Source organism: Vagococcus teuberi (genome assembly GCF_001870205.1).
Lineage (GTDB): Bacteria > Bacillota > Bacilli > Lactobacillales > Vagococcaceae > Vagococcus > Vagococcus teuberi.
This window is the reverse complement of the sequence record NZ_CP017267.1, coordinates 1,806,248-1,828,417: the sequence shown is the minus strand read 5'-3', so window position 1 is coordinate 1,828,417 and position 22,170 is coordinate 1,806,248. Positions and strand designations below refer to the sequence as shown.

Annotated in this window: 24 protein-coding genes; 19 read left to right on the top strand and 5 right to left on the bottom strand. The window is 33.6% G+C overall.

Annotated elements, in window-relative coordinates:
• Positions 1-373: 373 nt before the first annotated feature.
• The 7 genes from mreC to BHY08_RS08730 all read left to right on the top strand — a co-directional run bounded on the left by mreC (position 374) and on the right by BHY08_RS08730 (position 6,524).
• Positions 374-1,243 (top strand): rod shape-determining protein MreC, encoded by an 870-nt coding sequence (gene mreC, locus BHY08_RS08760; RefSeq protein WP_071457501.1) that lies wholly within the window; start codon positions 374-376, stop codon positions 1,241-1,243.
• Positions 1,243-1,761 (top strand): rod shape-determining protein MreD, encoded by a 519-nt coding sequence (gene mreD, locus BHY08_RS08755; RefSeq protein WP_071457500.1) that lies wholly within the window; start codon positions 1,243-1,245, stop codon positions 1,759-1,761. Before mreC ends, mreD begins: the two co-directional genes overlap by 1 nt.
• Positions 1,762-1,918: 157 nt before the next feature.
• Positions 1,919-3,235, top strand: a complete 1,317-nt coding sequence (locus tag BHY08_RS11370; protein WP_071457499.1) for a C40 family peptidase — start codon at positions 1,919-1,921, stop codon at positions 3,233-3,235.
• Between the two features lie 151 nt (positions 3,236-3,386).
• A complete protein-coding gene (locus BHY08_RS08745; protein ID WP_071457498.1) occupies positions 3,387-3,707 on the top strand; it encodes a PadR family transcriptional regulator in 321 nt (106 codons plus the stop codon).
• The gene (locus tag BHY08_RS08740) at positions 3,697-4,365 is read left to right on the top strand and encodes a DUF2812 domain-containing protein (protein ID WP_071457497.1); all 669 of its coding nucleotides are present in this window, start codon (positions 3,697-3,699) and stop codon (positions 4,363-4,365) included. Before BHY08_RS08745 ends, BHY08_RS08740 begins: the two co-directional genes overlap by 11 nt.
• Positions 4,366-4,378: 13 nt before the next feature.
• On the top strand, positions 4,379-5,281 hold the full coding sequence (locus BHY08_RS08735) for an ABC transporter ATP-binding protein (protein ID WP_071457496.1): 903 nt from the start codon (positions 4,379-4,381) through the stop codon (positions 5,279-5,281).
• A complete protein-coding gene (locus BHY08_RS08730) occupies positions 5,274-6,524 on the top strand; it encodes an ABC transporter permease (protein WP_071457495.1) in 1,251 nt (416 codons plus the stop codon). Before BHY08_RS08735 ends, BHY08_RS08730 begins: the two co-directional genes overlap by 8 nt.
• Positions 6,525-6,566: 42 nt before the next feature.
• Here the strand turns inward: BHY08_RS08730 and murQ are convergent, their stop codons facing one another.
• Positions 6,567-7,466: an N-acetylmuramic acid 6-phosphate etherase gene (gene murQ / locus BHY08_RS08725; protein ID WP_071457494.1), complete on the bottom strand. Its 900-nt coding sequence runs from the start codon at positions 7,464-7,466 to the stop codon at positions 6,567-6,569.
• Positions 7,467-7,649: 183 nt separating this feature from the next.
• Here murQ and msrA point away from each other — a divergent pair, with 183 nt between their 5' ends.
• Complete coding sequence (gene msrA / locus BHY08_RS08720) at positions 7,650-8,165, top strand: peptide-methionine (S)-S-oxide reductase MsrA (RefSeq protein ID WP_118250375.1); 516 nt, start codon at positions 7,650-7,652, stop codon at positions 8,163-8,165.
• A 35-nt stretch (positions 8,166-8,200) separates the two neighbouring features.
• On the opposite strand, the gene BHY08_RS08715 is transcribed toward msrA, so the two are convergent.
• Entirely contained in the window at positions 8,201-8,842 is a 642-nt protein-coding gene (locus tag BHY08_RS08715) for a copper homeostasis protein CutC (protein ID WP_071457879.1), read from the bottom strand.
• Between the two features lie 114 nt (positions 8,843-8,956).
• Here BHY08_RS08715 and BHY08_RS08710 point away from each other — a divergent pair, with 114 nt between their 5' ends.
• The 4 genes from BHY08_RS08710 to recD2 all read left to right on the top strand — a co-directional run bounded on the left by BHY08_RS08710 (position 8,957) and on the right by recD2 (position 13,722).
• The gene (locus tag BHY08_RS08710; protein ID WP_071457492.1) at positions 8,957-9,853 is read left to right on the top strand and encodes a putative RNA methyltransferase; all 897 of its coding nucleotides are present in this window, start codon (positions 8,957-8,959) and stop codon (positions 9,851-9,853) included.
• Positions 9,854-10,049: 196 nt separating this feature from the next.
• The gene (trmL, locus tag BHY08_RS08705; protein ID WP_071457491.1) at positions 10,050-10,553 is read left to right on the top strand and encodes a tRNA (uridine(34)/cytosine(34)/5-carboxymethylaminomethyluridine(34)-2'-O)-methyltransferase TrmL; all 504 of its coding nucleotides are present in this window, start codon (positions 10,050-10,052) and stop codon (positions 10,551-10,553) included.
• 11 nt (positions 10,554-10,564) lie between these two features.
• Positions 10,565-11,182, top strand: a complete 618-nt coding sequence (locus BHY08_RS08700) for a histidine phosphatase family protein (RefSeq protein WP_071457490.1) — start codon at positions 10,565-10,567, stop codon at positions 11,180-11,182.
• Between the two features lie 26 nt (positions 11,183-11,208).
• The gene (gene recD2, locus BHY08_RS08695) at positions 11,209-13,722 is read left to right on the top strand and encodes an SF1B family DNA helicase RecD2 (protein ID WP_071457489.1); all 2,514 of its coding nucleotides are present in this window, start codon (positions 11,209-11,211) and stop codon (positions 13,720-13,722) included.
• A 31-nt stretch (positions 13,723-13,753) separates the two neighbouring features.
• Here recD2 and BHY08_RS08690 read toward each other — a convergent pair whose 3' ends face one another.
• Both BHY08_RS08690 and BHY08_RS08685 read right to left on the bottom strand, forming a co-directional pair.
• A complete protein-coding gene (locus tag BHY08_RS08690; protein ID WP_071457488.1) occupies positions 13,754-14,707 on the bottom strand; it encodes a diacylglycerol/lipid kinase family protein in 954 nt (317 codons plus the stop codon).
• A 51-nt stretch (positions 14,708-14,758) separates the two neighbouring features.
• Positions 14,759-15,217, bottom strand: coding sequence for a GNAT family N-acetyltransferase (locus BHY08_RS08685; RefSeq protein ID WP_084657237.1), 459 nt, complete (start codon positions 15,215-15,217; stop codon positions 14,759-14,761).
• Positions 15,218-15,369: 152 nt separating this feature from the next.
• Between BHY08_RS08685 and BHY08_RS08680 the strand changes: the two genes are divergently transcribed.
• Positions 15,370-15,891: a QueT transporter family protein gene (locus BHY08_RS08680; RefSeq protein ID WP_071457487.1), complete on the top strand. Its 522-nt coding sequence runs from the start codon at positions 15,370-15,372 to the stop codon at positions 15,889-15,891.
• Positions 15,892-16,033: 142 nt separating this feature from the next.
• Entirely contained in the window at positions 16,034-17,707 is a 1,674-nt protein-coding gene (locus BHY08_RS08675) for an IS1182 family transposase (RefSeq protein WP_071457486.1), read from the top strand.
• Here BHY08_RS08675 and cbpA read toward each other — a convergent pair.
• Complete coding sequence (gene cbpA / locus BHY08_RS08670; RefSeq protein WP_071457485.1) at positions 17,704-18,348, bottom strand: cyclic di-AMP binding protein CbpA; 645 nt, start codon at positions 18,346-18,348, stop codon at positions 17,704-17,706. The genes BHY08_RS08675 and cbpA overlap by 4 nt on opposite strands.
• A gap of 161 nt (positions 18,349-18,509) precedes the next feature.
• Here cbpA and rpmG point away from each other — a divergent pair, with 161 nt between their 5' ends.
• The 5 genes from rpmG to nhaC all read left to right on the top strand — a co-directional run bounded on the left by rpmG (position 18,510) and on the right by nhaC (position 22,162).
• Positions 18,510-18,662, top strand: coding sequence for a 50S ribosomal protein L33 (gene rpmG, locus BHY08_RS08665; protein ID WP_071457484.1), 153 nt, complete (start codon positions 18,510-18,512; stop codon positions 18,660-18,662).
• A 27-nt stretch (positions 18,663-18,689) separates the two neighbouring features.
• Positions 18,690-18,866 carry a preprotein translocase subunit SecE gene (secE, locus tag BHY08_RS08660; protein ID WP_071457483.1) on the top strand — a complete coding sequence of 59 codons (177 nt, stop codon included), beginning with the start codon at positions 18,690-18,692 and terminating at the stop codon, positions 18,864-18,866.
• Between the two features lie 104 nt (positions 18,867-18,970).
• A complete protein-coding gene (nusG, locus tag BHY08_RS08655; protein WP_071457482.1) occupies positions 18,971-19,513 on the top strand; it encodes a transcription termination/antitermination protein NusG in 543 nt (180 codons plus the stop codon).
• Positions 19,514-19,570: 57 nt separating this feature from the next.
• A complete protein-coding gene (locus BHY08_RS08650) occupies positions 19,571-20,431 on the top strand; it encodes an alpha/beta hydrolase (RefSeq protein WP_157093659.1) in 861 nt (286 codons plus the stop codon).
• A 351-nt stretch (positions 20,432-20,782) separates the two neighbouring features.
• Positions 20,783-22,162, top strand: a complete 1,380-nt coding sequence (nhaC, locus tag BHY08_RS08645) for a Na+/H+ antiporter NhaC (protein ID WP_071457481.1) — start codon at positions 20,783-20,785, stop codon at positions 22,160-22,162.
• Positions 22,163-22,170 lie beyond the last annotated feature (8 nt).

Genomic DNA, 22,170 nt, shown 5'->3' with positions numbered 1-22,170 from the left:
CTTTCGTGAAGATAGAAATACCAACAGTTAATATGACAGTTACACTTACTATGAGTGCGATGATTTTAAATATTTTTTTATTCGGTATGTTTGTGGAAAATGTGCCGAATAATATGAAGAGTGTGATGGTGACTAATAGGAATAATATAGGTGAAAAAAGTTGATTAAATGTTCGGATAGATACCAATAATTGCTAGACATTGTTATAATAACCCCTTCCTAATATCATTATAGTCTAAAGTAGGTCATAATGCTTACATTACTTTATTAAAATTTTAAAAACAAAAGGGTAGTTGTATGGTTAATACTAAAGAAAAATGGTAGAATCAAGGATGTATGTTTTTTAGATAATAAGGAGCTATGAGGTGGAATAGTGAAAAAAAATAATTCAAGTCGAAATATTATTATAGCTGTTACGATAGTGATAGTCATCATATTGTTAGTAACATTTAGTGCGATGCAAAGAGATAATAATAAAAAAAGTTTACCTGGACAGTCGCAAACGAATAATGTGATTGCAAAAGTAGATAATGTTGTCAAGGCACCATTCAGATTATTAGAAAGTGGTGTAAAGAGTATTAATAATTTGTTTAATACTTATACAGAAAATCAAGAATTGAAAAAACAAATTGATAAAAGTGTTTCACTAGAAGCAGAGTTGGCAAGTCAAAAAGCTGAAACAAGAAAATTAAAAGAGCAGTTGAAACTCAATGATACCTTAACTGATTATGACGTGATTAATGCAAGTGTGATCAATCGTTCGCCAGATAGTTGGCAAGATGTCCTTATTATCAATAAAGGAACTAAGGATGGCATCGAGGCTAACATGGCAGTTATGGGAGATAAAGGGTTAATTGGTCGTGTCATTATTGCTGAATCAGGAAGTTCGAAAGTAGAATTACTGACAACCCAAAATCAAAATACTAATCATTTTCCTGTGATGATTCAAACTAAAGGTGAAAAAACAGCGTATGGTTTGATGGAAGGTTACAATAGTAAAACTCACACATTGATTGTTTCTCAACTAACAAGTGTTGATAATATCAAAAAAGGGGATTTAGTGTCGACTTCTGGTTTAGGCAACAATTCTCCTGAAGGATTGGTTGTTGGTGAAGTAAAAGAAGTGAAGAAAAATAAAACAGGCCTAAATGCAGAAGTATTAGTAACTCCAGTTGCTGATATGTATGATGTGTCTAGTGTGACAGTTATTAAGAGATTAGCAGGGAAGCAAGAGGTGGAATAATGGAACAAAAATCATATTATCCATACTATTTACCTATATTATTGTTTATTGCTATGTTAGTAGATGGCCACGTTAGTAGTGCAATGATGGGGATGCTGTCTATTCCCATGACGTTTACAAGCCATTTGGTGCTTCTTATACTAATGTTTTCAACCTTTAAAGTGAGTCAAACTTATCTAATGATTTGTGCAACGATTATTGGCTTACTGTACGATTCCTATTTTTATAATGTATTAGGAATTAACTTGATTTTATTCCCTATAATTGTATTTTTTATGTATCGTTTGTTCGAATATGTTGAACCAAATACATTGACGTTGATTTTAAGTTTTATTGTATTTGTTACTCTTATCTCAATAGGAAGAGCAGTATTACTTAGTATATTTAAGTTAACAACAGCTAATTTTTTAGATTTTTTTACACGTAATCTGGCACCGTCTTTACTAATCAATGTTTTATATATATGTCTATTAGTCATCCCGTTATCAAAGGTATATGGTGTTAATGAAATAAAATGATTGATTGAAATGTTTTTGTAATATTTCTATCATACAAGTGACATGTATCTATGTTAAAATTTATTTATTATTAAAGTTAACGTAAAATTAAAAATTTAAATAAAAAATTAAGTAAAGAAAATAAATGTAGACGTAGAAAAATGGAGGATGGCAAATTTTGAAGAAGAAAGTATTATCAACAGTTTTGTTAAGTAGTATGTTATTAAGTACTGTAGGTGCTCCAACTGTTGCGACAGCAGCTAACAAAGATTCGAAAGTAGAAGAACAAGATAAAAAAATAAATGAATTAGCTACTAAAGAACAAGAAGCCTCAAACCAATTAGCAAGTATTAAAGAAAATATTTCGTCAATAAAAAACGAGGCATCTGCTTTACAAACAAAACAGGTAGAACTAACAAAAGAAATTTCAAACTTAAATGGTGAAATAAAAGATTTAGAAGCGCGTATTGCAAAACGCGATGCGTCAATCAAAGAACAAGCAAGATCTGTACAAGTTGATTCAAACAGCTCTAATGTTGTTGATCTAGTATTAAATGCTGATTCTGTATCAGATGCATTAACAAAAGTGATGGCGGCAAGTCGTTTAGTTGGTGCTAATAATGATATGATGAAACAACAAAAACAAGATAAAGATGCAGTTGAAACGAAAAAAGAATCTGTAGAAGAAAAAGCAAAAGAAGTACAGGAAGCAGCTGTTACTCTAGAAGCTAAAAAGGGTGAGTTAGAAGACCAAGAATTAGCACAACAAGCAGCAGTTAGCAAATTATCTGCAGAAAAAGCAACTGAAGAAAGTAAAAAAGAACAATACTTAGCTGAACAAAAAGCTGCAGAACAAAAACGTGAAGAACAACGTAAAGCTGTAGCAGCAGCAAAAGTTGAAACAAAAGCAACTGGAAACAAAGCAAAAGAAGATACAAATGCTGGTAAAATTGATAAACAAGAGAATTACGTGACACCAAACGATATTACTCCTAGTGAGAACAAACCAAATGAAAAGGAAGGAACTACTCAAAGTACACCAGAGCAAAGTACACCAGAGCAAAGTACACCAACACCTGCTCCAAGTACTCCAGTAGCAACAACTCCTACTCCAGCACCAACACCTTCAGCTCCAGCTGCAAACGGAAGTGCTATCGTATCAGAAGCCTATAAACATATTGGTAAACCATATGTTTGGGGAGCTAAAGGACCAGATTCATTTGACTGTTCAGGATTTACTTCTTATGTATTCCGTCAAGCAGCAGGAAAAGAAATTGGTGGATGGACTGTTCCTCAAGAAAGTGCTGGAACACAGATTTCATTAAGTGAGTTACAACCAGGAGACTTGGTATTCTGGGGTTCTAGAGGTGCAACGTATCATGTAGGTATCTATGTTGGTGGTGGACAATATATTCATGCACCACAGCCTGGAGAATCTGTAAAAGTTACAAGCATGTCTTATTACTCACCAGATTTTGGTGTAAGAGTTAACTAATTAAAATAAAAAATTAAAATGACTTATGGCAATTTTAGCTGTAAGTCATTTTTTTATTGACAAAAAATATATCATTCTATAATATATCAGTTAACAATATATTATAGAATGATATACAATATAAAAAAGATTAAAGGGGAGGGAAAATAAAATGGAATCAATGACGGACTCGACATACTTAATCTTACTAAGTTTACTAGAACCTAGACATGGCTATGCTATTATGAAAGGAATCAGTGATATGACATATGATAGTGTATCCATTGGACCAGCAAGTATGTATACAATACTTAAAAAATTAGAAAAGAAAGGTGACATTAGGTTAAAAGAAGATAAAGATAGAAAGAAAATTTATGTTATTACTGACCAAGGTAAGGCTGACTTGATTAAAGAAGTTGAGAGAAGGAGAATGTTTTATGAGGCAGGACGCTCTTTATTAAATGGAGATAAGGTGGATGTGTATGGTATTTAAAAACACAAAAATTAAACTATCTAAAGGATTGGCATTTTATTCTGAAAAAGAAAGTATTCAATTTGCTAAAGAAGCTAGAGAAGGGTGGCAGCTCAAAAAAATTAGTCCTTTTGGTTTTTATATCTTTAAAAAAGCTAAACCTGAAGATTCTACGTGGGTGATTGATTTTTATAGTGGAAAGAAAATAGATGTATGTGATTATGTTGAGCTTTATCAAGACTCAGGATGGTCACTAGTTGAAAATTATCGAAATAGATATTTTGTTTTTAAGTCGACAGGTAATCATATTTTTAATTATACTGATAGGCAAACGTATAAAGAACGATTAAAAAATGAGACGGTATGGATGTTATTACAATCGTTATGGCTGTTTTTTCCAAGTTTAATTATCTATTTATTTTTATTTCATTTTAATAATTTTAGTATGAGTCTATGGGTAAAGGTTATGGTAAGTGGTGTTTTATTTGTCGGAATGATTTTTCCAATTATGATGGCAGTGTTATTGTTGTATTTTAAGGTGATGTATCGAAAACGACCAGAGCTTTATAACAATCCTAAAGCAATAGACAGAAGTCAAAATTTTGGACGAGATATGGTGATTTCAATGGTTATAGGAGCAATTTTTGGTTTTATAAGTAGTATGTTATTTTTTAACTAATAGGAGGGAAAAGATGTTAGAAGTAGATGGGTTAACAAAGTATTTTGGTGATATGGCAGCAGTTGATGATGTGTCATTTAGAATACCGGATGGTAAAATATTAGGATTAATCGGGCAAAATGGGGCAGGTAAATCTACCACATTTCGTTTGATATTAAATTTTTTAGATACAGATGATGGCGATGTATTGTGGAATGGAAAGCCGTTGACTGAAAAGGATTATAATGTGATAGGTTACTTACCAGAAGAAAGAGGATTATATCCTAAAGTTACTATTGAAGATCAATTAATTTATTTTGGTCGTTTGCGTGGTAAAAAGAAAAAAGAAATTGTTCCTTTGATTGACAAATGGATGGATAAATTTCAAGTTAAAGGAAAAAAAACAGATAAAGTAAAATCATTATCTAAAGGAAATCAACAGAAAGTACAGCTTATCGCAACTTTAATCCATGAACCAAAGCTAATTATTCTTGATGAGCCGTTTAGTGGTTTAGATCCAGTAAATGCTGAATTACTAAAAGAAGGAATTATCGAATTAAAAGAAAAAGGGTCATGTGTCATTTTTTCTAGTCATAACATGGAAAATGTTGAAAAAATATGCGATCATCTAGTGATGTTACGAAATGGCGAGATGGTACTTGATGGTACGGTTCAATCGATTCGTGAATCATTTGGTCGAACTCGTTTAGAATTGGAAAGTGTGTTAACAAAAGAAGAAGTGGAGAGTATTCCAGGCGTGCTTAATGTAGAAAGTCCACGAGAAGGATATTATAATATTCGATTAGAATCGTCAGAAGTTGGTCGTTTGGTCTTTGATGAAGCGATGAGAGTTAGTGATTATATACCAGTATTTAATCAACAACCACCCACTTTAGAGGAGATATTTAAAATGAAAGTTGGTGAAGAAGATGAATAAGTTTTGGGTTGTTGCACTAGAAACATATAAAAAACATGTAAAATCTGCTAGTTTTATTATGATGGTATTGGCTCCTTTTTTATTGATTGCTTTTTCATTTGGTACAGGTTATCTTAGCTCAAAATTTGCTGATGTGAATGAAATTGCGATTGTATCAGAAGACAAAGGCATGACAGATAGTTATATTGAATTAGCTAAAAATGATTTTGATATTAATAAAAAGATTACGACAGAATCAACAGCTAAAAAAGCGTTAGAAAAAGAAGAAATAGATGGTTATCTGGTTATTTCAGTTAAGAATAACCAATTGACTGGACAATACACAGGTGTTGAAACATTGGGGAGCACGAATCAACAGTTATTGTTAGGGTATCTAAATCAAATGCAGTTAGGTCTTAATTCAAGCTCATTGGGACTCACATCTGATCAAGTAACGAAATTATTATCTCAAGCTTCATTGAGTGAAACGCAAGTGAAAATATCAGATGGAAAAATCGAGGAAAACAAAGACAATCGTATGGCTTTGACGTTTGTAGGGTTTTTTGTTGTTCTTGCGATGTATATGATTGTGTTACTGTATGCATCTATTACAGCACAAGAAGTTGCTTCTGAAAAAGGCACGCGTATTATGGAAATTATTTTATCAAGTACGACTGCGGCTAAGCATTTTTATGGGAAAATTATGGGGATTTTCTTAGTGATTTTAACTCAGGTTATTATTTATTTATTCTCAGGAATTGTGGCGTATTTCTTAGCTAAAGATATGGATACAGTTAAAGGATTTTTAGAGACGGTTTCTATGGATGAATTGATAAAAGGGATTCTTGGATATAACTTATTGTACTTATTATTGGGTGTATTGATTTATACGATTTTATCTGCTTTTACTGGGTCGCTTGTCAGCAAGTCAGAAGATGCAGCAAAAGCTGTGACCCCCGTTACTTATCTCATCATGATTGCGTCTTTACCAACGATGATGTTAGGAATGTCAGACCCTCAAAATATTTTAATTAAAATATTTTCGTTTGTTCCATTCTTTTCTTCATTTGCTATGCCGGTTAGAATCGCAAATGATAGTGTGACAAACTCAGAGATATTGATTTCACTAAGTATTTTAGTTGTAGCTATCGTATTACTTCTTAGAATGTCAGCAAGAGTTTATAAATCAACTGTTCTTATTTATAGTGATAAGAGTATGATGCAAGTGTTTAAAGATGCATTGAGAGTAACTAAAAAAGCATAAAATAAAGAGCCTTCCTTACATTGGGTAAAGAAGGTTCTTTTATTATGATAAAGTCTTTTTAACAAAGCCATTAGCATTGACTAATTTGGTTTTAGCAGTATGTTTGTCACTGTTAGTCAGTATCATCACAATCGCCAATTTAACATCTTCATCGGCATCATAAAAATAGTTTTCAGCCATTTCATAGTCACAGTCAGTTGCTTGCATGATAATTCTTTTTGCTCGTTCAACGAGTTTTTCGTTAGTTGCTTTAACATCAACCATTAGATTGTTGAAGACTTTTCCAATGCCAATCATGCTGATGGTCGAAATCATGTTTAGAACTAATTTTTGTGCTGTACCAGATTTCAACCTTGTTGATCCCGTTAAAAATTCAGGTCCAACATTAATTTCAATTGGAAATTCTGCGTGCTGACTGATTTTGGCGTGTTTATTACAAGATAAACTTGCTGTTGTTGCTCCAACAGATTGTGCGTAATTTAATCCACCAATAACATAAGGTGTCCGCCCACTTGCTGCAATACCTAGCACAATATCGTTGTCAGTTAGTTTTAGTTTCATCAAGTCCTCTCTACCAAGTTCTAAAGAGTCTTCAGCTCCTTCCACAGCTATTGTCATGGCTTTTTCTCCACCTGCAATTAAGCCGATAACCATATCTGGATTAACGCCAAAAGTTGGAACACATTCAGCAGCGTCTAAAACACCAAGCCGTCCACTAGTACCAGCACCCATATAGATAAGTCTTCCACCATTGTTAAAAGCATTAATTGTCTGTTCAATGATAGGTTCAATGCTATCAAGTTCTTTACGGACGGCTTCTGCAACTCTTTCATCTTCTTTATTCATTAAAACAAGGGCTTCTTTAACGCTCATTGAGTCTAATCCGAAAGTATCTTGATTTCGTTGTTCAGTTGTTAAGTTATTTAAATTGATTTTTGTCATAGTTTTCATCCTTTATGAATCTTTCGATAGTACAGTGTTTACTTCTTTATTATAACGATTTTGAAATATAATTTCAATATAGAAGATGTAAATAATAAAATTTTATTTCCTTTTAAATCATTTTAAGTGACGAATAAAAGAAGTTTGTATAAAATGAGGGAAATGGATGAAGGAGATGATTTGATGGAAGAAAAAGCAATATTTGCTGGAGGGTGCTTTTGGTGTATGGTAAAACCATTTGATGAGTTACCTGGCATTATTAAAGTAGTTTCTGGTTACACTGGTGGTCATACAGTCAATCCAACTTATGAGGAAGTTTGTAGTGGGACAACGGGTCATACTGAAGCGGTTGAAATTACATTTGATCCTAGTATTATAACTTATAAGCAATTAGTTGAAATTTATTGGCATCAAACAGATCCAACTGATGCTATGGGACAATTTGTCGATAGAGGAGACTCTTATCGCCCAGTTATTTTTTATAATTCTGAAGAGCAGTATGATGTTGCGACCCAATCAAAAAAAGAATTGGAAGAAAGTGGCAAGTTTGACCAACCAATAGTGACTCAAATAGAAGAAGCTCAAGTATTCTATCCGGCTGAAGAGTATCATCAAGATTTTTACAAAAAAAATAGAACTCATTATCAAAATTATCGACAAGCTTCTGGTCGAGATAAGTTTATCGAATCAAAATGGTAAAAATAAAAAGCTTTGCGTGACTCACGCAAGGCTTTTTAAAAATGAAAATCCACAATTTGTGTTCCGTGAACTTCTTTTACTTTTAGAAAAGAGGTAACGGTATCGATATTTTTATAAGAAATACCGCCACCAGGCAAAATAGTGATACGGTTATTAGCATACGAAATCAAATCATTGATGTATTCAAGATGTTGTTCAATTGGAACAAGATTAGAACCCCCATGAGTTAGTATGCGTGTTACTCCGTGCTCGCTTAACCAGTCGATAGCAGAAAATTGGTCATCGCGACTCATTTCGTCAAAGGCCATATGAAATGTCACTTGCATGCCTTCTGCAGCTTCTAGAAGAATAGACATGGCTTCAACATCGATTTTATTTTGTTCATTTAAACAACCAAAAACAACACCATCTACACCAAGTTGTCTTGCTTCTAAAATGTCAGCTTCCATAATTTTTAATTCAATGTCTGTGTAAATAAAATTTCCTCCACGAGGTCTGATAATTGCCATGACAGGCACACCTTTTTCACTACAGTAGGCCATCGTTTCAGCCATAACCCCTTTACTTACTGTCGTTCCACCAACAGCTAGGTTATCACATAATTCAATACGAGTTGCACCTGAAGCAATCGCGTTTGGAATATTTGTAAAGTTTTCAGCACAAAATTCTTTTATCATCACAAAGAAATCCTCCGATTTAATTCAATAGTTTAATCTTAGTATAGCATAAACAATCATTTACGGATTGAAATTATGGTATGATAGTCATAACATTTATTTAGGAGTTTATATATGCTTAAAAAGAAAAAAGAGTATGCGTTTGACCATTTAGGCCAATCAATTAATACCATGGAGTGTCCGAAATGTCACACTAGTTTTGAATTATCTCAAAGTGGATTAGTTTGTCAAAATAATCATCAGTTTGATGTGTCAAAAAAAGGAACCGTTCATTTTCCACTTCATCATATGGATAGTGATTATGATAAAGAGATGTTATCGCATCGACGTAAAATGATTCAAAAGGCTTATATGAGCCATCGACGTAAAATGATTCAAAAAGGCTTATATGAGCCATTAGAAACAGAAATTGCTAAACTGTTATCTAGCGTAAGTCATGATGATTTGATTGTTGATATGGGAGCCGGTGAAGGAAGTATCTTAGAGCGACTAGCAACGAGTCATCATGTGGAAGGCCATAAAATGGGGTTTGATTTATCTAAAGATGGCGTATTACTATCTAGTGATTTTTCAGAAGAAGCATTTTGGTTTATTGGTGACGTGACAAATATGCCTTTTAAATCGGAAAGTATCGATGTGTTGTTAAATATTTTTTCACCAAGTCATTATGAAGAAATGAGTCGAGTCTTAAAAAAAGATGGACTAGTCATAAAAGTGATTCCTGAATCATATTATCTAAAACAATTACGTGAGGCTTTCTATTATGATGATGAGGATAAAAAAGAATATAGTAATGTAAAAGTCTACCAAAAATTCATAAAAGACATGACGTTAGTTGAGGAAAAACATTTGACGTATGATTTTTTAGTGGAAGAAGAGGATTTTCAAGATGTTTTGAAAATGTCACCAATTCATTGGGGAGCAAGTGAGACAGCAAAACAACGTGCTCATGATAATTATTTTCAGAAATTAACAATGGACGTGAAAATATTGGTTGGGAAAAAGCAATGATTTACAAAAGTAAGGTTGTTTTTTCTAGTTGTTAGTGCTACAATAACATCAAGTCATTTTCAGCGGTTTTTATCAGATTCCTGTTCTGATAAAAGTTGGTGAGATGGCAAACCGCCAACGTAGCGACTCGCAGTGGATTGACACCGAGACGATACGTTTTTTTTATGCAAAAAAATAGGAAAGAAGAGACCCAAAAATGAATCATATCGTATTATTTGAACCACAAATACCAGCAAATACTGGAAATATAGCTAGAACATGTGCTGCAACCAATTCACCGCTGCATTTGATTGAGCCTTTGGGTTTTTCAACTGATGACAAACACTTGAAACGTGCAGGTCTTGATTATTGGCATGATGTAAATATTACGTACCATAAAAACTTAGAAGCCTTTTTAGCATCAATAGGAGAGTCTCCACTACATTTGGTGACAAAATTTGCTAGAAATACATATAGTGATGTGTCCTTTGATAATGAGGTCGACCATTACTTTATTTTTGGAAAAGAAACAACTGGTTTACCTGAAAGTTTTATGAGAGAAAACGAGGGAAAATGCATTCGTATTCCGATGAATGATGAACATGTACGTTCACTAAATCTTTCTAACACTGTTGCTTTGATCGTTTATGAAGCATTAAGACAACAAGGATTTCCCAATTTAGAAACAGTTCATATTTATGAGAATGATAAATTAAGTTAGGAGTGAAAGATTTGAAATTATATTTTGTCCGTCATGGAAAAACAGAGTGGAATCTAGATGATCGCTTACAAGGTGTAAAAGATTCTCCCTTATTACCACAAAGTTATGAAGATATGAAAAAGTGTGGCTTAGCTTTAAAAGATATTCCATTTGAAGCGGTTTATACTAGTCCAATTAAACGTGCGAAAGAGACGGCTGAGGGCATTGTTTCTCAATTCGATAGAGCAATCCCTATGTATGAAAGAGAAGGTTTTGTTGAGCTAAGTTTTGGTGACTTAGAGGGTGAAAAGTTTTTAGAAGCAAAAACTCGTTTTCCTGATGAAATGTTTTATCTTAGAAATCATCCAGATAAGTATGATCCGACTCCTTTTAATGGCGAAGATTACCAATCAATGATAGATAGAAGCACAAGAGTTGTCAAGGATGCTATAGCGGAAACAAAAGATGGACCATTATTATTTGTGGGACATGGAGCCATGTTGATTGCTTGTGTGCGTACTCTTTTAGGAGTGCCGATAGAAAGAATACGTGAAGTAGAAGGCATGATTGATAACAACAGTGTAACAGTGTTATCTTATGATGGTGATAAATTTACATTAGATGAATGGAATAACACAGATTTTCTATAAATTATAGAAATGTTGAGGTGATAACAATGGATAATTTGGAAGACATGTCTTTTTTAAAGGGAAGTGTTGAAGCCATCTTTTTTGAAAATGCGACAAACTTTTATAAGGTCATGTTAGTTAAAGTAAAAGAAACCAACACATCTTATGATGGCGATGAAATTGTTGTCACTGGGACATTTGGTCAAATACAAGAAGGCGAACCATATTGTTTTTATGGTGAGGTAGTCAACCATCCCAAATACGGCGAACAATTAAAAGTAGAACGATATGAGCAAGATAAACCAACGTCTACTGAAGGCTTGATTAATTATCTTTCTAGTAGTAAATTTCCAGGAATTGGGAAAAAAACGGCAGAGACGATTGTTGAACTGTTAGGTGAATCTGCGATTGATGATATTTTAGAAAATCCCGATTTGCTTGATAGAGTATCTGGATTAAATCAAAAGAAAAAAGATGTTTTAGTAACGTCACTTAGAGAAAATTATGGGATGGAACAAATTGTCGTGGGGCTTAATCGTTATGGATTTGGTAATCAGTTGGCATTTTCTATTTATCAATTTTATAAAAGTGATACATTAAAAATAATTGAAGAAAATCCTTATCAATTAGTTGAAGATATTGAAGGGGTTGGCTTTAAAAAGGCGGATATGTTAGCTGAGAGAATAGGTATTTCAGCTACGTCTCCCTCACGTATTAGAGCAGCACTGATTCATGAATTGTATCAAGGTTGTTTAAATGCAGGGGATACCTATATGGAAGCAAAACAATTATTAGAAGCATCACTGCAAGTTTTAGAGAGTAGTCGCCCTGTTGAAATTAATCCAGAACTGGTGGCAGAAGAAGTTCTTGCTTTATCAGAAGAAGGTGCGATTATTCAAGAGGGAACACGATTATTTGAAAAATCATTATATTTTTCTGAGATAGGTACAGCGGCTTCAATCAAACGATTGTTAGAAAAAAAGAAAAAATTACCATATAAGAAAAAAGAAATTGATGAAACCATCGAAATGATAGAAAAACGAACGGATATCAAATATGGTAAAAGTCAGAAAGATGCCTTAAAAGAAGCGATTATGTCGCACTTTTTTATTTTAACGGGTGGTCCAGGAACAGGAAAGACGACCGTTATTAATGGCTTGGTTTCTTTGTATGCTGAATTAAATGGTTTATCGTTAAACTTAGAAGATTATACACAAAAAGTGTTCCCGATTCTTTTAGCGGCGCCAACGGGACGAGCGGCTAAAAGAATGAATGACATGACTGGTTTACCGGCTAGTACTATTCATCGTTTGTTAGGATTGACCGGTCGAGAAAAAGAAGCGATTGGCGAAGCTAGAGAATTAGAAGGTGGCTTATTAATTGTCGATGAGTTGTCGATGGTTGATACTTGGTTAGTTAATACGTTACTCAAATCCGTGCCAAATAACATGCAAGTCATTTTTGTGGGTGATAAAGATCAGTTGCCATCAGTAGGGCCTGGGCAAGTTTTGACTGATTTATTAAGAGTAGAAGAGATTCCTAAAAAAGAATTAGTAGATATTTACCGTCAAGATGATGGGTCGTCGATTATCTCATTAGCACATCATATAAAAAATGGTGAGGTGCCTAAGGATTTAACTGAAAATAAAAAAGACCGATCATTTATCCAATGTCAAGTAAATCAAATTGAATCAGTGGTAGAACAAGTGGTTTCCAGAGCAAAAAATAAAGGTTTTTCTAATCAAGAAGTGCAAGTTCTAGCCCCGATGTATCGTGGAAAAGCGGGGATTGACCAATTAAACATTATGATGCAACAAATATTAAATAATAATGATACTGGTGAGAGAAAAGAAGTAAAATGGCTTGATAAAGTGTATCGAATCGGCGACAAGGTTCTGCATTTAGTGAACAGTCCAGAAGTTAATGTGTTTAACGGTGATATGGGTGAAATTGTTGGGATTACTTATGGAAAAGACACAGATGATAAAGTTGATGAGATGACAATTTTATTTGATGAAACAGAAGTTGTCTATAAACGGAATGAGTGGCAAAAAATAACGTTAGCATATGCTTGCTCGATTCATAAATCTCAAGGTAGTGAGTTTCAAATGGTTATTTTACCATTAGTAAATCAATATGGGCGGATGTTACAAAGGAAACTACTCTATACAGCTGTGACGCGAAGTCGCGATTTTTTAATTTTACTTGGTGAACCTGATGCGTTTGTTCGAGCAATTGAAAGTCAAACACTAGAACGCCAAACAACTTTAGCAGAACGTTTGATGGAAAGTGAAGACTCACTTGATAAACGAAAAGCTGAAGAAGAAAATTACCTACTTGAAAAAGAAGAAGAGGTAAAAGAAAATTTAAAACATTTGGTGGAAGAAAAAACAGCTAACATTCCGAAAAAGGAAATTGTGCAAGAAGTCTCTCTTTTTGAACAGGAAAAAGAGACATCATTGCCTAAGAAATATGTTTTGACACAAGATAATTTTACAGAAATTGATCCAATGATAGGGATGGAACATGTTTCACCTTATGATTTTAATACAAAAAAATAAGCGATGGTTTTAGTAGCCATGGCTTATTTTTTTACATCCAAAATAGTCTATGCGTCGTTTTAAATCGTAGTTTAAACTCTTGCTCTCCTAATTCTTCGCCATCAGCTTGGCCAACTTGAGCGATAGGACAAGTTAAAGTAAGTTCTGAGTCGACAAATCGGTGAAGGTAGGGTGAAGTCAAATGTTGTTTGAAAAATAGTTTAATAATTAACCACGCAAGTGACAAAGGAAATATTTTTTCCACAATGATTAAGTGAATATCATCCGTATAAGCAGATGCAGTGGGATCAATCGCAACACCACCACCAAAATAGGGATGATTTGTTGTGGTGCATAAAAAAGCTTTTTTAAATTCTTTCTTTTCAGTGCTTGTTTCAACAATTAAAGGAAAAGAGGGTTGTTTAAAAATAGACGATAATGCCGCACTAACATAAGACAACGATCCAAGCTTTAATTGATTCAGTAAAGATTTAGCTTTTGAATGATTCGCTGTTGCCACAATTTTTGCATCAATCCCGACGCCAACGTTATTTAGTATCAGACGAGTGTCGTTTGTTTCGACATCTGTTGCTTGCATCAAACTGATTGAGGTTGGGTGGGTGACTGATAGCAGCTGTTCTAATGCTTGATTAATTTTACGAGAAACCCCAACACCGCGTGCAAAGTCATTTCCAGAGCCACTTGGTAAATACCCTATCGGAATATCTGGATACTCTTTTAAGGCATTAACAACCTCGTGAAGTGTTCCGTCTCCACCTAATACAACAAGTAAGTGATTAAACGGTTTACCTGACACATAAGGTTTAAGCGTCGTTTGTAATAAAGTCTCAACAATTTCTTTTTCATGTCCTGCGTACTCAGTTAGATAGGACTCAAAAGGAATCTCTTTTTCTATTAGTTGTTTTTTTACTTCTTTATATTGTCTAGCACCTCTACCAGATCCAGCATGCTGGTTGACTAATAAATGCAGTACTAATTTTTTCATAGAGCAACTCCTTAAAATTTTGACGGGTTCTAGTGAAACAAGGCAATGCAATCACAGTTTCTTTTGCAGACGAAGGCGGTCTTTTAACTGAATACCGTGCTCATATATTGGTTTTTTATAATGAATGATAAAGTAGTCAGGCTGCACACTGATGATACGAAAGCCATGTTTTTGGTAAAAATAAAGTTGCCAGATACTAGTAGAACCTGTACAAACTTCAAGTATGACATAATGATTCTTTTTAGCAAACACATCTGCAAAATCAAGAAGGCTAGAACCAATTCCTTTATTTTGATGCGTGTCGCTAACAGATATATTTAAAATTTCTAGTGAATCTTGATTTATTTTTCCCAACGCAAGAATTCCTACAATTTTATTATTATAAAGGCATTCGAACAAAAAAGCACGAGAAATATAAGAATTAATCATATGTTCATCAGGATCTGCTTCTTTCAAAAGTGCTAAATGTATAGGTGTAATGGCGTTTATTCTTTTGATAATCAATGACATATTTTTCTTCCTTTTAGTTAGTTATGTTACTATCATAACAGAAAATTTTGACATTTTGTGCAACAAAGAGTAGGATAATATCGTTATGTTTTATAACCGCAGTTCGTTCATACCATCCTGCGATATCAAAACTAGGAAGGGAGAAAAGAAAAATGGAAAAATCAGTATCACGATCAAAGACAACCGTATTAGTTGTCAACGGGTTAATTGCAGCGTTATACGTTGTATTAACACTTGTTGTTGCACCTATCGCTCAAGGACCTATTCAATTTAGGGTTTCAGAGAGTCTGAATCATCTTGTAGTATTTAATAAAAAATTATTATGGGGTATATTTTTAGGGGTGGTCACCTTTAATTTACTCTTTGCTGAAGGAGGCATGATGGATGTCTTGTTTGGTGGAGGTCAGACATTACTAGCTCTAAGTATCACAGCATTTTCTGCTAGATGGATTAAGAGTGAGAAAACACGAATGGTTATCAATACGATTGCTTTTTCAGTGAGTATGATATTAATTGCCATTATGATTTGTATTATTTCTAATCAATCAATTGGCTCAAACTTTTTCTGGGCAACATATGGCTCACTATTTTTGAGTGAATTAATCATTATGAGTATTTCAGCGCCCATCATGTATGGGATTAATAAAGTCGTTCACTTTGATAAATTTAAATAAAAAAATGAGGCTGACCCAAAAGTCTCTAGAATAAACTAAAAGGAAGAAAATCTTTTTTCGATTTTCTTCCTTTTTTGACGTAAAAAATAGCACTATCCTATATAATTAAAGTGACGAAACCAACTAAAAAGGAGTGCTATTTATGTATAAGAATTATAACACGAAACAGGTTACTTTATCACTGAATTTAGATATTTATTTAGAAGAAAATGATATCGCTTTTGCGATTGATGAGTTAGTAGAAAGCATCCCTGTGGATGTGTTCTCAGTTTTTGAGCATCGAATGGGAACTTCGTCTTATCATCCAAAAATGATGTTGAAGCTTATTCTGTGTGGCTACACTCAATCTATTTTTTCAGGCAGAAAGATAGAAGCTATGTCTAAAGATAGCATTCGTGCCATGTGGTTAACGCAATCACAGACACCTAACTTCAGAACAATTAATCGATTCAGAGTGAACCCACTGGTTCAACCGATACTTCAAGAATGTTTTATTCAATTTAGAAATCAGCTTGTTTCTCAACAATTAATTGATGAAGAAGCTATTTTTATTGATGGAACAAAGTTAGAAGCCAACGCAAATAAATATACCTTCGTTTGGAAAAAGAGTACACAACGTTATGAAGAATCTTTGAGAGAAAAGTCAAAGTCCTATTATCAACAACTTGTAGAAGAGCAAATTATTCCATCTATTTGTTCAGAAGATGATGAGTTAAACACAGGAAATTTAAAACAAATCATTGATGAGTTGGAAATGAAAGTAAGTGATTTAAGCACTAAAATTGAAAATACTTCAGATGTTCAAGAGAGAAAAGAACTTCGTTCTGAGCGTAAAGAGCCTAAAAAAGCATTGAAAGCTTTTTCTGACTTTATCTATAGAAAGCAAAAATATAAAGAACAACATGATATTTATAACGGTAGAAATAGCTACTCTAAAACAGATCATGATGCCACTTTTATGAGAATGAAAGATGACCACATGATGAATGGTCAGTTAAAACCTGGATATAACGTTCAAATTGCAACCAATCATCAATACGTTTTAGCATATGAAACATTTTCAAATCCAACGGATTTTAAAACAATGATTTCCTTCTTAGATACTATCAAGAAATCTTATTTTGACTTACCTAAATACATTGTGGCTGACGCAGGTTATGGTAGTGAAGAAAACTATCAAGCAATTTTAGATGATTTTGAAAGAACTCCATTAATTACTTATACAATGTATCAGAAAGAACACACTAAAAAATATAAACAAAATCCATTCATTCCAGATAACTGGATTTATAATGAATTGGCAGATACTTATATTTGCCCGAATAATCGAGAAGTCAAATTTAGAAATTACTCTACTCGAACGGATAAATCTGGATTCAAAAGACAACTTAAAATATATGAATGTGAGTCTTGTTTAAATTGCCCAGTTAGAGCATTATGTACTCGTGCGAAGAGTAGTAAAAATCGAGTGATTCAAAGAAATGGGAATTGGGAATATTTTAAAGCTCACGTAAGAGAGCTTTTGAAAGAGGATGTCACAGGAGAAATATATCGTCAAAGAAAAATAGATGTTGAACCAGCCTTTGGAAATCTGAAGGCTAATTTGGCATTCAATCGATTCTCTGTAAGAGGAAAAGATAAGATTTCACAGGAGCTGGGATTTGCGTTAATGGCACTAAATTTAAGAAAACTGAGAAAAAATAGGAAGGATATTAGTAAGAAATCACGAAAAAACAAGCATTCTGAAATGAGAGGTTTCATTTTGGAATGCTTGTTTTCTGTAAAGAGACTTTTGGGTCAGCCTCTTATTTTTTAGCTTAAAGGCTGTTGTAAATCTTCAACTTGAGCAACAAAGAAATCTTTTTTCTCTAGTGCTTTGATGATTAAATCACATGTTTCTTTATCTGTGTCAGCTGGTAGTGTAATAATTGTACGACGGATGTACTCGTCACGACCCACATCAAGTGTGATACAACTTGCAATATCAGAGTATTTCGAAATAACTTTTGTCATGTTTGCCAAGTCACCTTTGCGACCAGTAGAAGCAATCGTTAATGCGAAGCGTCCTTCTTTAACGTTCCATGACTGAGATAAGATACCTAATAAACTACTATGTGTTAGAATGCCGTAAAATTGATCGTTTGCATCTAAAACAGCGATGTATGGTAACTCTTTAATTGTGAAAAATATTTTGAAGAAAGATGAATTCAAATGAATAAATTTTGTCGCATTTTTAATCAAATGTGTGACAGGTAAACTCATGTCCCCACCATTTGATTTGTGACGATATATATGCATTTTATAGATATTTCCTCTAAAGAATTTTCCTGTTTCGTCAAGTACAGGGACGCAACGGAAACCAGACTCTTCTAAGATATTCAACGCATCTTCTAGCGTACAAGTTTCACTAACTGTTGTTAGTAATCTTTTTGGAATACAGACTGATTCAATTAACATAATATGTAGCTCCCTTCATTTTTAATTACAACCTAATAATACCATAAATAAACGGTTAAATAAAAGAACAATAATTCTGTACAGTAAACGAACAAGTTTGACAAAAATTATAATAAACGTTATACTTTAAAAGTTATTAATATAGTGGGAGGATTCTACCCTTGGCTCAAAAAAAATCAGCACTTGCCTGTACCGTATGTGGTTCGCGTAATTACTCAAAAGCAGTTAGTGATTCACAACGTACAGAGCGATTAGAAGTGAAGAAATTCTGTAAGTATTGTAAAAAGCATACAGTACATAAAGAAACAAAATAAAAAAGACTTATCTTAGGAGGAGACAAAATGAAATTCTTAAAAAGTGTTATTGAAGAGATGAAACTTGTAACATGGCCAACACGTAAAAAATTAGTTAAAGATGTGATTACTGTCATCCAATCAACTATTTTATTTGCGTTATTCTTTGCAGCAGTTGACTTTTTATTAGCGAAAATTTCTTACTTAGGTCTTAAAGGTCTGTAGAAATTACTAGAAAAAAGCATATTTGAGTGTTACAATTAATTGAAAGAAAAACTTCGGCTCTCTGAGGTTTTTTTATTTTATCATGAAAAGGATGGTTGAATTCTGTGGAATCGTTTGAAAGACAGTGGTACGTATTACATACATATTCAGGATATGAAAACAAAGTAAAGACAAATATCGAATCTCGTGCACAAAGTATGGGAATGGAAGATTTTATTTTTCGTGTGGTTGTTCCGGAAGAGGAAGAAAGAGAAATAAAGAATGGGCAAGAAAAAATTACAGCCAAAAAAACGTTCCCTGGTTATGTGTTAGTTGAAATGATTATGACAGATGAATCTTGGTATATTGTACGTAATACACCGGGAGTGACAGGATTTGTCGGCTCACACGGAGCAGGAAGTAAACCTGCACCATTGTTACCAGAAGAGGTAACACACATACTTGGTAAATTAGGTATGAGTAAACGTGTAACTGACTTAGACGTTGAGTTAGGCGAAACAGTGACGATTACAGAAGGTGCTTTCTCTGGATTAACAGGAGAAATTACAGAAATCGATCTAGAAAAACAAAAACTAAAAGTAAATATTGACATGTTTGGTCGTGAAACAAGTACAGAATTGGACTTTGATCAAGTAGATAAACTGTAAAACCGATATTTTTATCGGTTTTTCTTTTTAATATAGGTCATTTAAGGAGGTTTTCTATTGCGTATTTCAAAGCAGTTTATTTTGTTAATGGGTATACTTATCTTGATATTATCAGGTTGTCGACTCAATAATTCAGTGAAACCTTTGTCTTCGGAAGAAAAGGCAGTAGATGTTGCATACTCTGATGTCCCTACTATATTTCTACATGGTGCTGGCGGTGGAAAGCACTCTTTAGGTGGCATGTTGAACCGTTTTACTAATCAAGAAGTGGCACAAAAATCATTAGTATTAACTGTGTCAAAAGATGGCATTGTAAGTGAGAAAAAAGCATTGAAGGATGGTCATTTCTCTAAAGACAATCCGATGGTTCAAGTATTATTTGAAGACAATCGAAATAATGAGTGGGAACAAGCTGCTTGGATAAAAGCTGTTTTAGTGTTTCTCCAAGAAAACTATCAAGTGAAAACAGTCAATCTAGTTGGTCATTCAATGGGTGGCATCAGTGAATTCAGGTATTTATTACAAGATGGCACAAACGCAACACTTCCTAAAGTAAATAAATTTGTTGCTATAGGTTCACCATTTAATGAGTTTTTAGATACGTTTGATAGTCAAAGTCTAGATGATTTACTAATAGCAGGACCTAGTCAAAGAAGTGAGCGTTTTATTCTGTATGAAAATGAGTTAGATGGTATGCCAAAAGACGTGGACGTGTTATTAATTGCTGGTAAATTATCTGAAAATGATTTGAGCGATAAAGTAGTCCCGTTGAGTAGTGCCTTGTCCGTTAACATGATGTTAATGAATAATGGAAATAATGTGGAGCATGTCATCATTACAGGTGCCGACCATAGTGGCTTACATGAAAACAAAGAAGTCGATGAAAAAGTGAGTCATTTTTTATGGTATAAAAATTAAAGGATTGACTTTTATTCAATAACTCGATAGTATGAATAAAAGTTTTACATTTTTTGCCAGTAGGGAATAAGAACTGTGTTTAGAAAGTCGATGGTTGCTGAAAATCGAACCAACTTATTTTTCCGAATTACACTTAAAATGATAGATAATTAAATAATAAATTAAGAGATGAAGATAGATATATTATCTTTAAATTAAGGTGGTACCGCGAAAAAGTCGCCCTTATGTGTAATAGCATACGGGTGACTTTTTTAGTGCATAAAGGAGAATGAAGATGAGCTGTGGTGGAATGATACGATATCGTTTTATTTAATAAACTAACTAATTTATTAAATGAAAAGAGGAAAAATCATGAAGAAAAAGATTGGCTTGTTAGAAGCAAGTGTTGTGTTATTAATTATTTTATGTTGTATTTCATTAGGCGTTATTGTGTTTAAATTGTCACCTAATGTGGTGATATTATTTGCGGTTGCGTTGACAATTGGCTACATGGTAATGAGAAAAATGCCATTAGAGTGGGTCAACGAAGGCATTATAAGCGGTTTAAAACCGGGGGTTATTCCAATTTTTATCTTTTTACTTGTTGGAGCACTTATAGCCGTCTGGATACAAGCTGGTATTATCCCAACCATTATGGTAATCGGATTTAAATTATTAAGTGTGAAGTGGTTTATTCCATCTATTTTTCTTGTTTGTGCTATTGTCGGGAGTGCCGTTGGGAGTGCCTTTACCGTCATGTCGACTATCGGTATTGCTTTTTTTGGAATTGGTGTGACACTGGGGTTAAACCCTCCTTTAATTGTTGGAGCAATAGCTTCAGGAGCGATTTTTGGTGACAAGATGTCGCCACTGTCTGAATCAACTAATTTAGCTTCAGCTGTGGTAGAAGCAGATTTATTTGACCATATAAAAAATATGATGTGGTCAACAATTCCAGCATTTTTAGTATCATTGATATTATTTACGGTTATTGGAAAATCTGATGCGACAGCTGAATTGACAAATGTTAAAGAAGTGACGCAAGTATTGGAAACCAATTTTCATATATCTTTGTGGTCGCTCATTCCAATTTTACTGATGCTAGTCTGTGCGTGGAAAAAACTTCCAGCGATCATGACGATTTTATTAAATGTAGTAGTAGCTGTTGTGATGATTATTATCCAACAAGGTTCAGTTGATTTGGCTAATTTAGCCAGTGTTATTGAAAATGGGTTTGTTTCTAAAACAGGGAATGAACAAGTAGACATGTTACTAACGCGTGGTGGGATTAACAGCATGACGTTTACAGTGTTATTGATTATTTTAACCTTATCACTTGGTGGTATTTTGATGCGAATTGGGTTAGTGACAACAGTGATTGAAGCTGTAGCGAAAAAACTTCATTCACCAAAACAATTAATTATTGTTAGTTTGTTATCTAGTATCGGGGTAAATATTTTTATCGGGGAGCAATTGTTATCAGTAATTTTACCAGGAAATGCTTTTAAAGATGTTTATAAAAAAATGGATTTAGATCCAGTTGTGTTGAGTCGAACGCTCGAAGATGGAGGAACGGTAATCAATTACTTAATTCCTTGGGGGATTGCCGGAAGTTTTGTTGCTAATACATTTGGCGTACCAACGATGAGTTATATGCCGTTTGTTTTCTTTAGTTTATTGTCACCAGTATTCTCTATAATAAGTGCCCTAACAGGAATTGGAGTAAGATACACAAAAAAAGTTGCCGATTAGGGCAACTT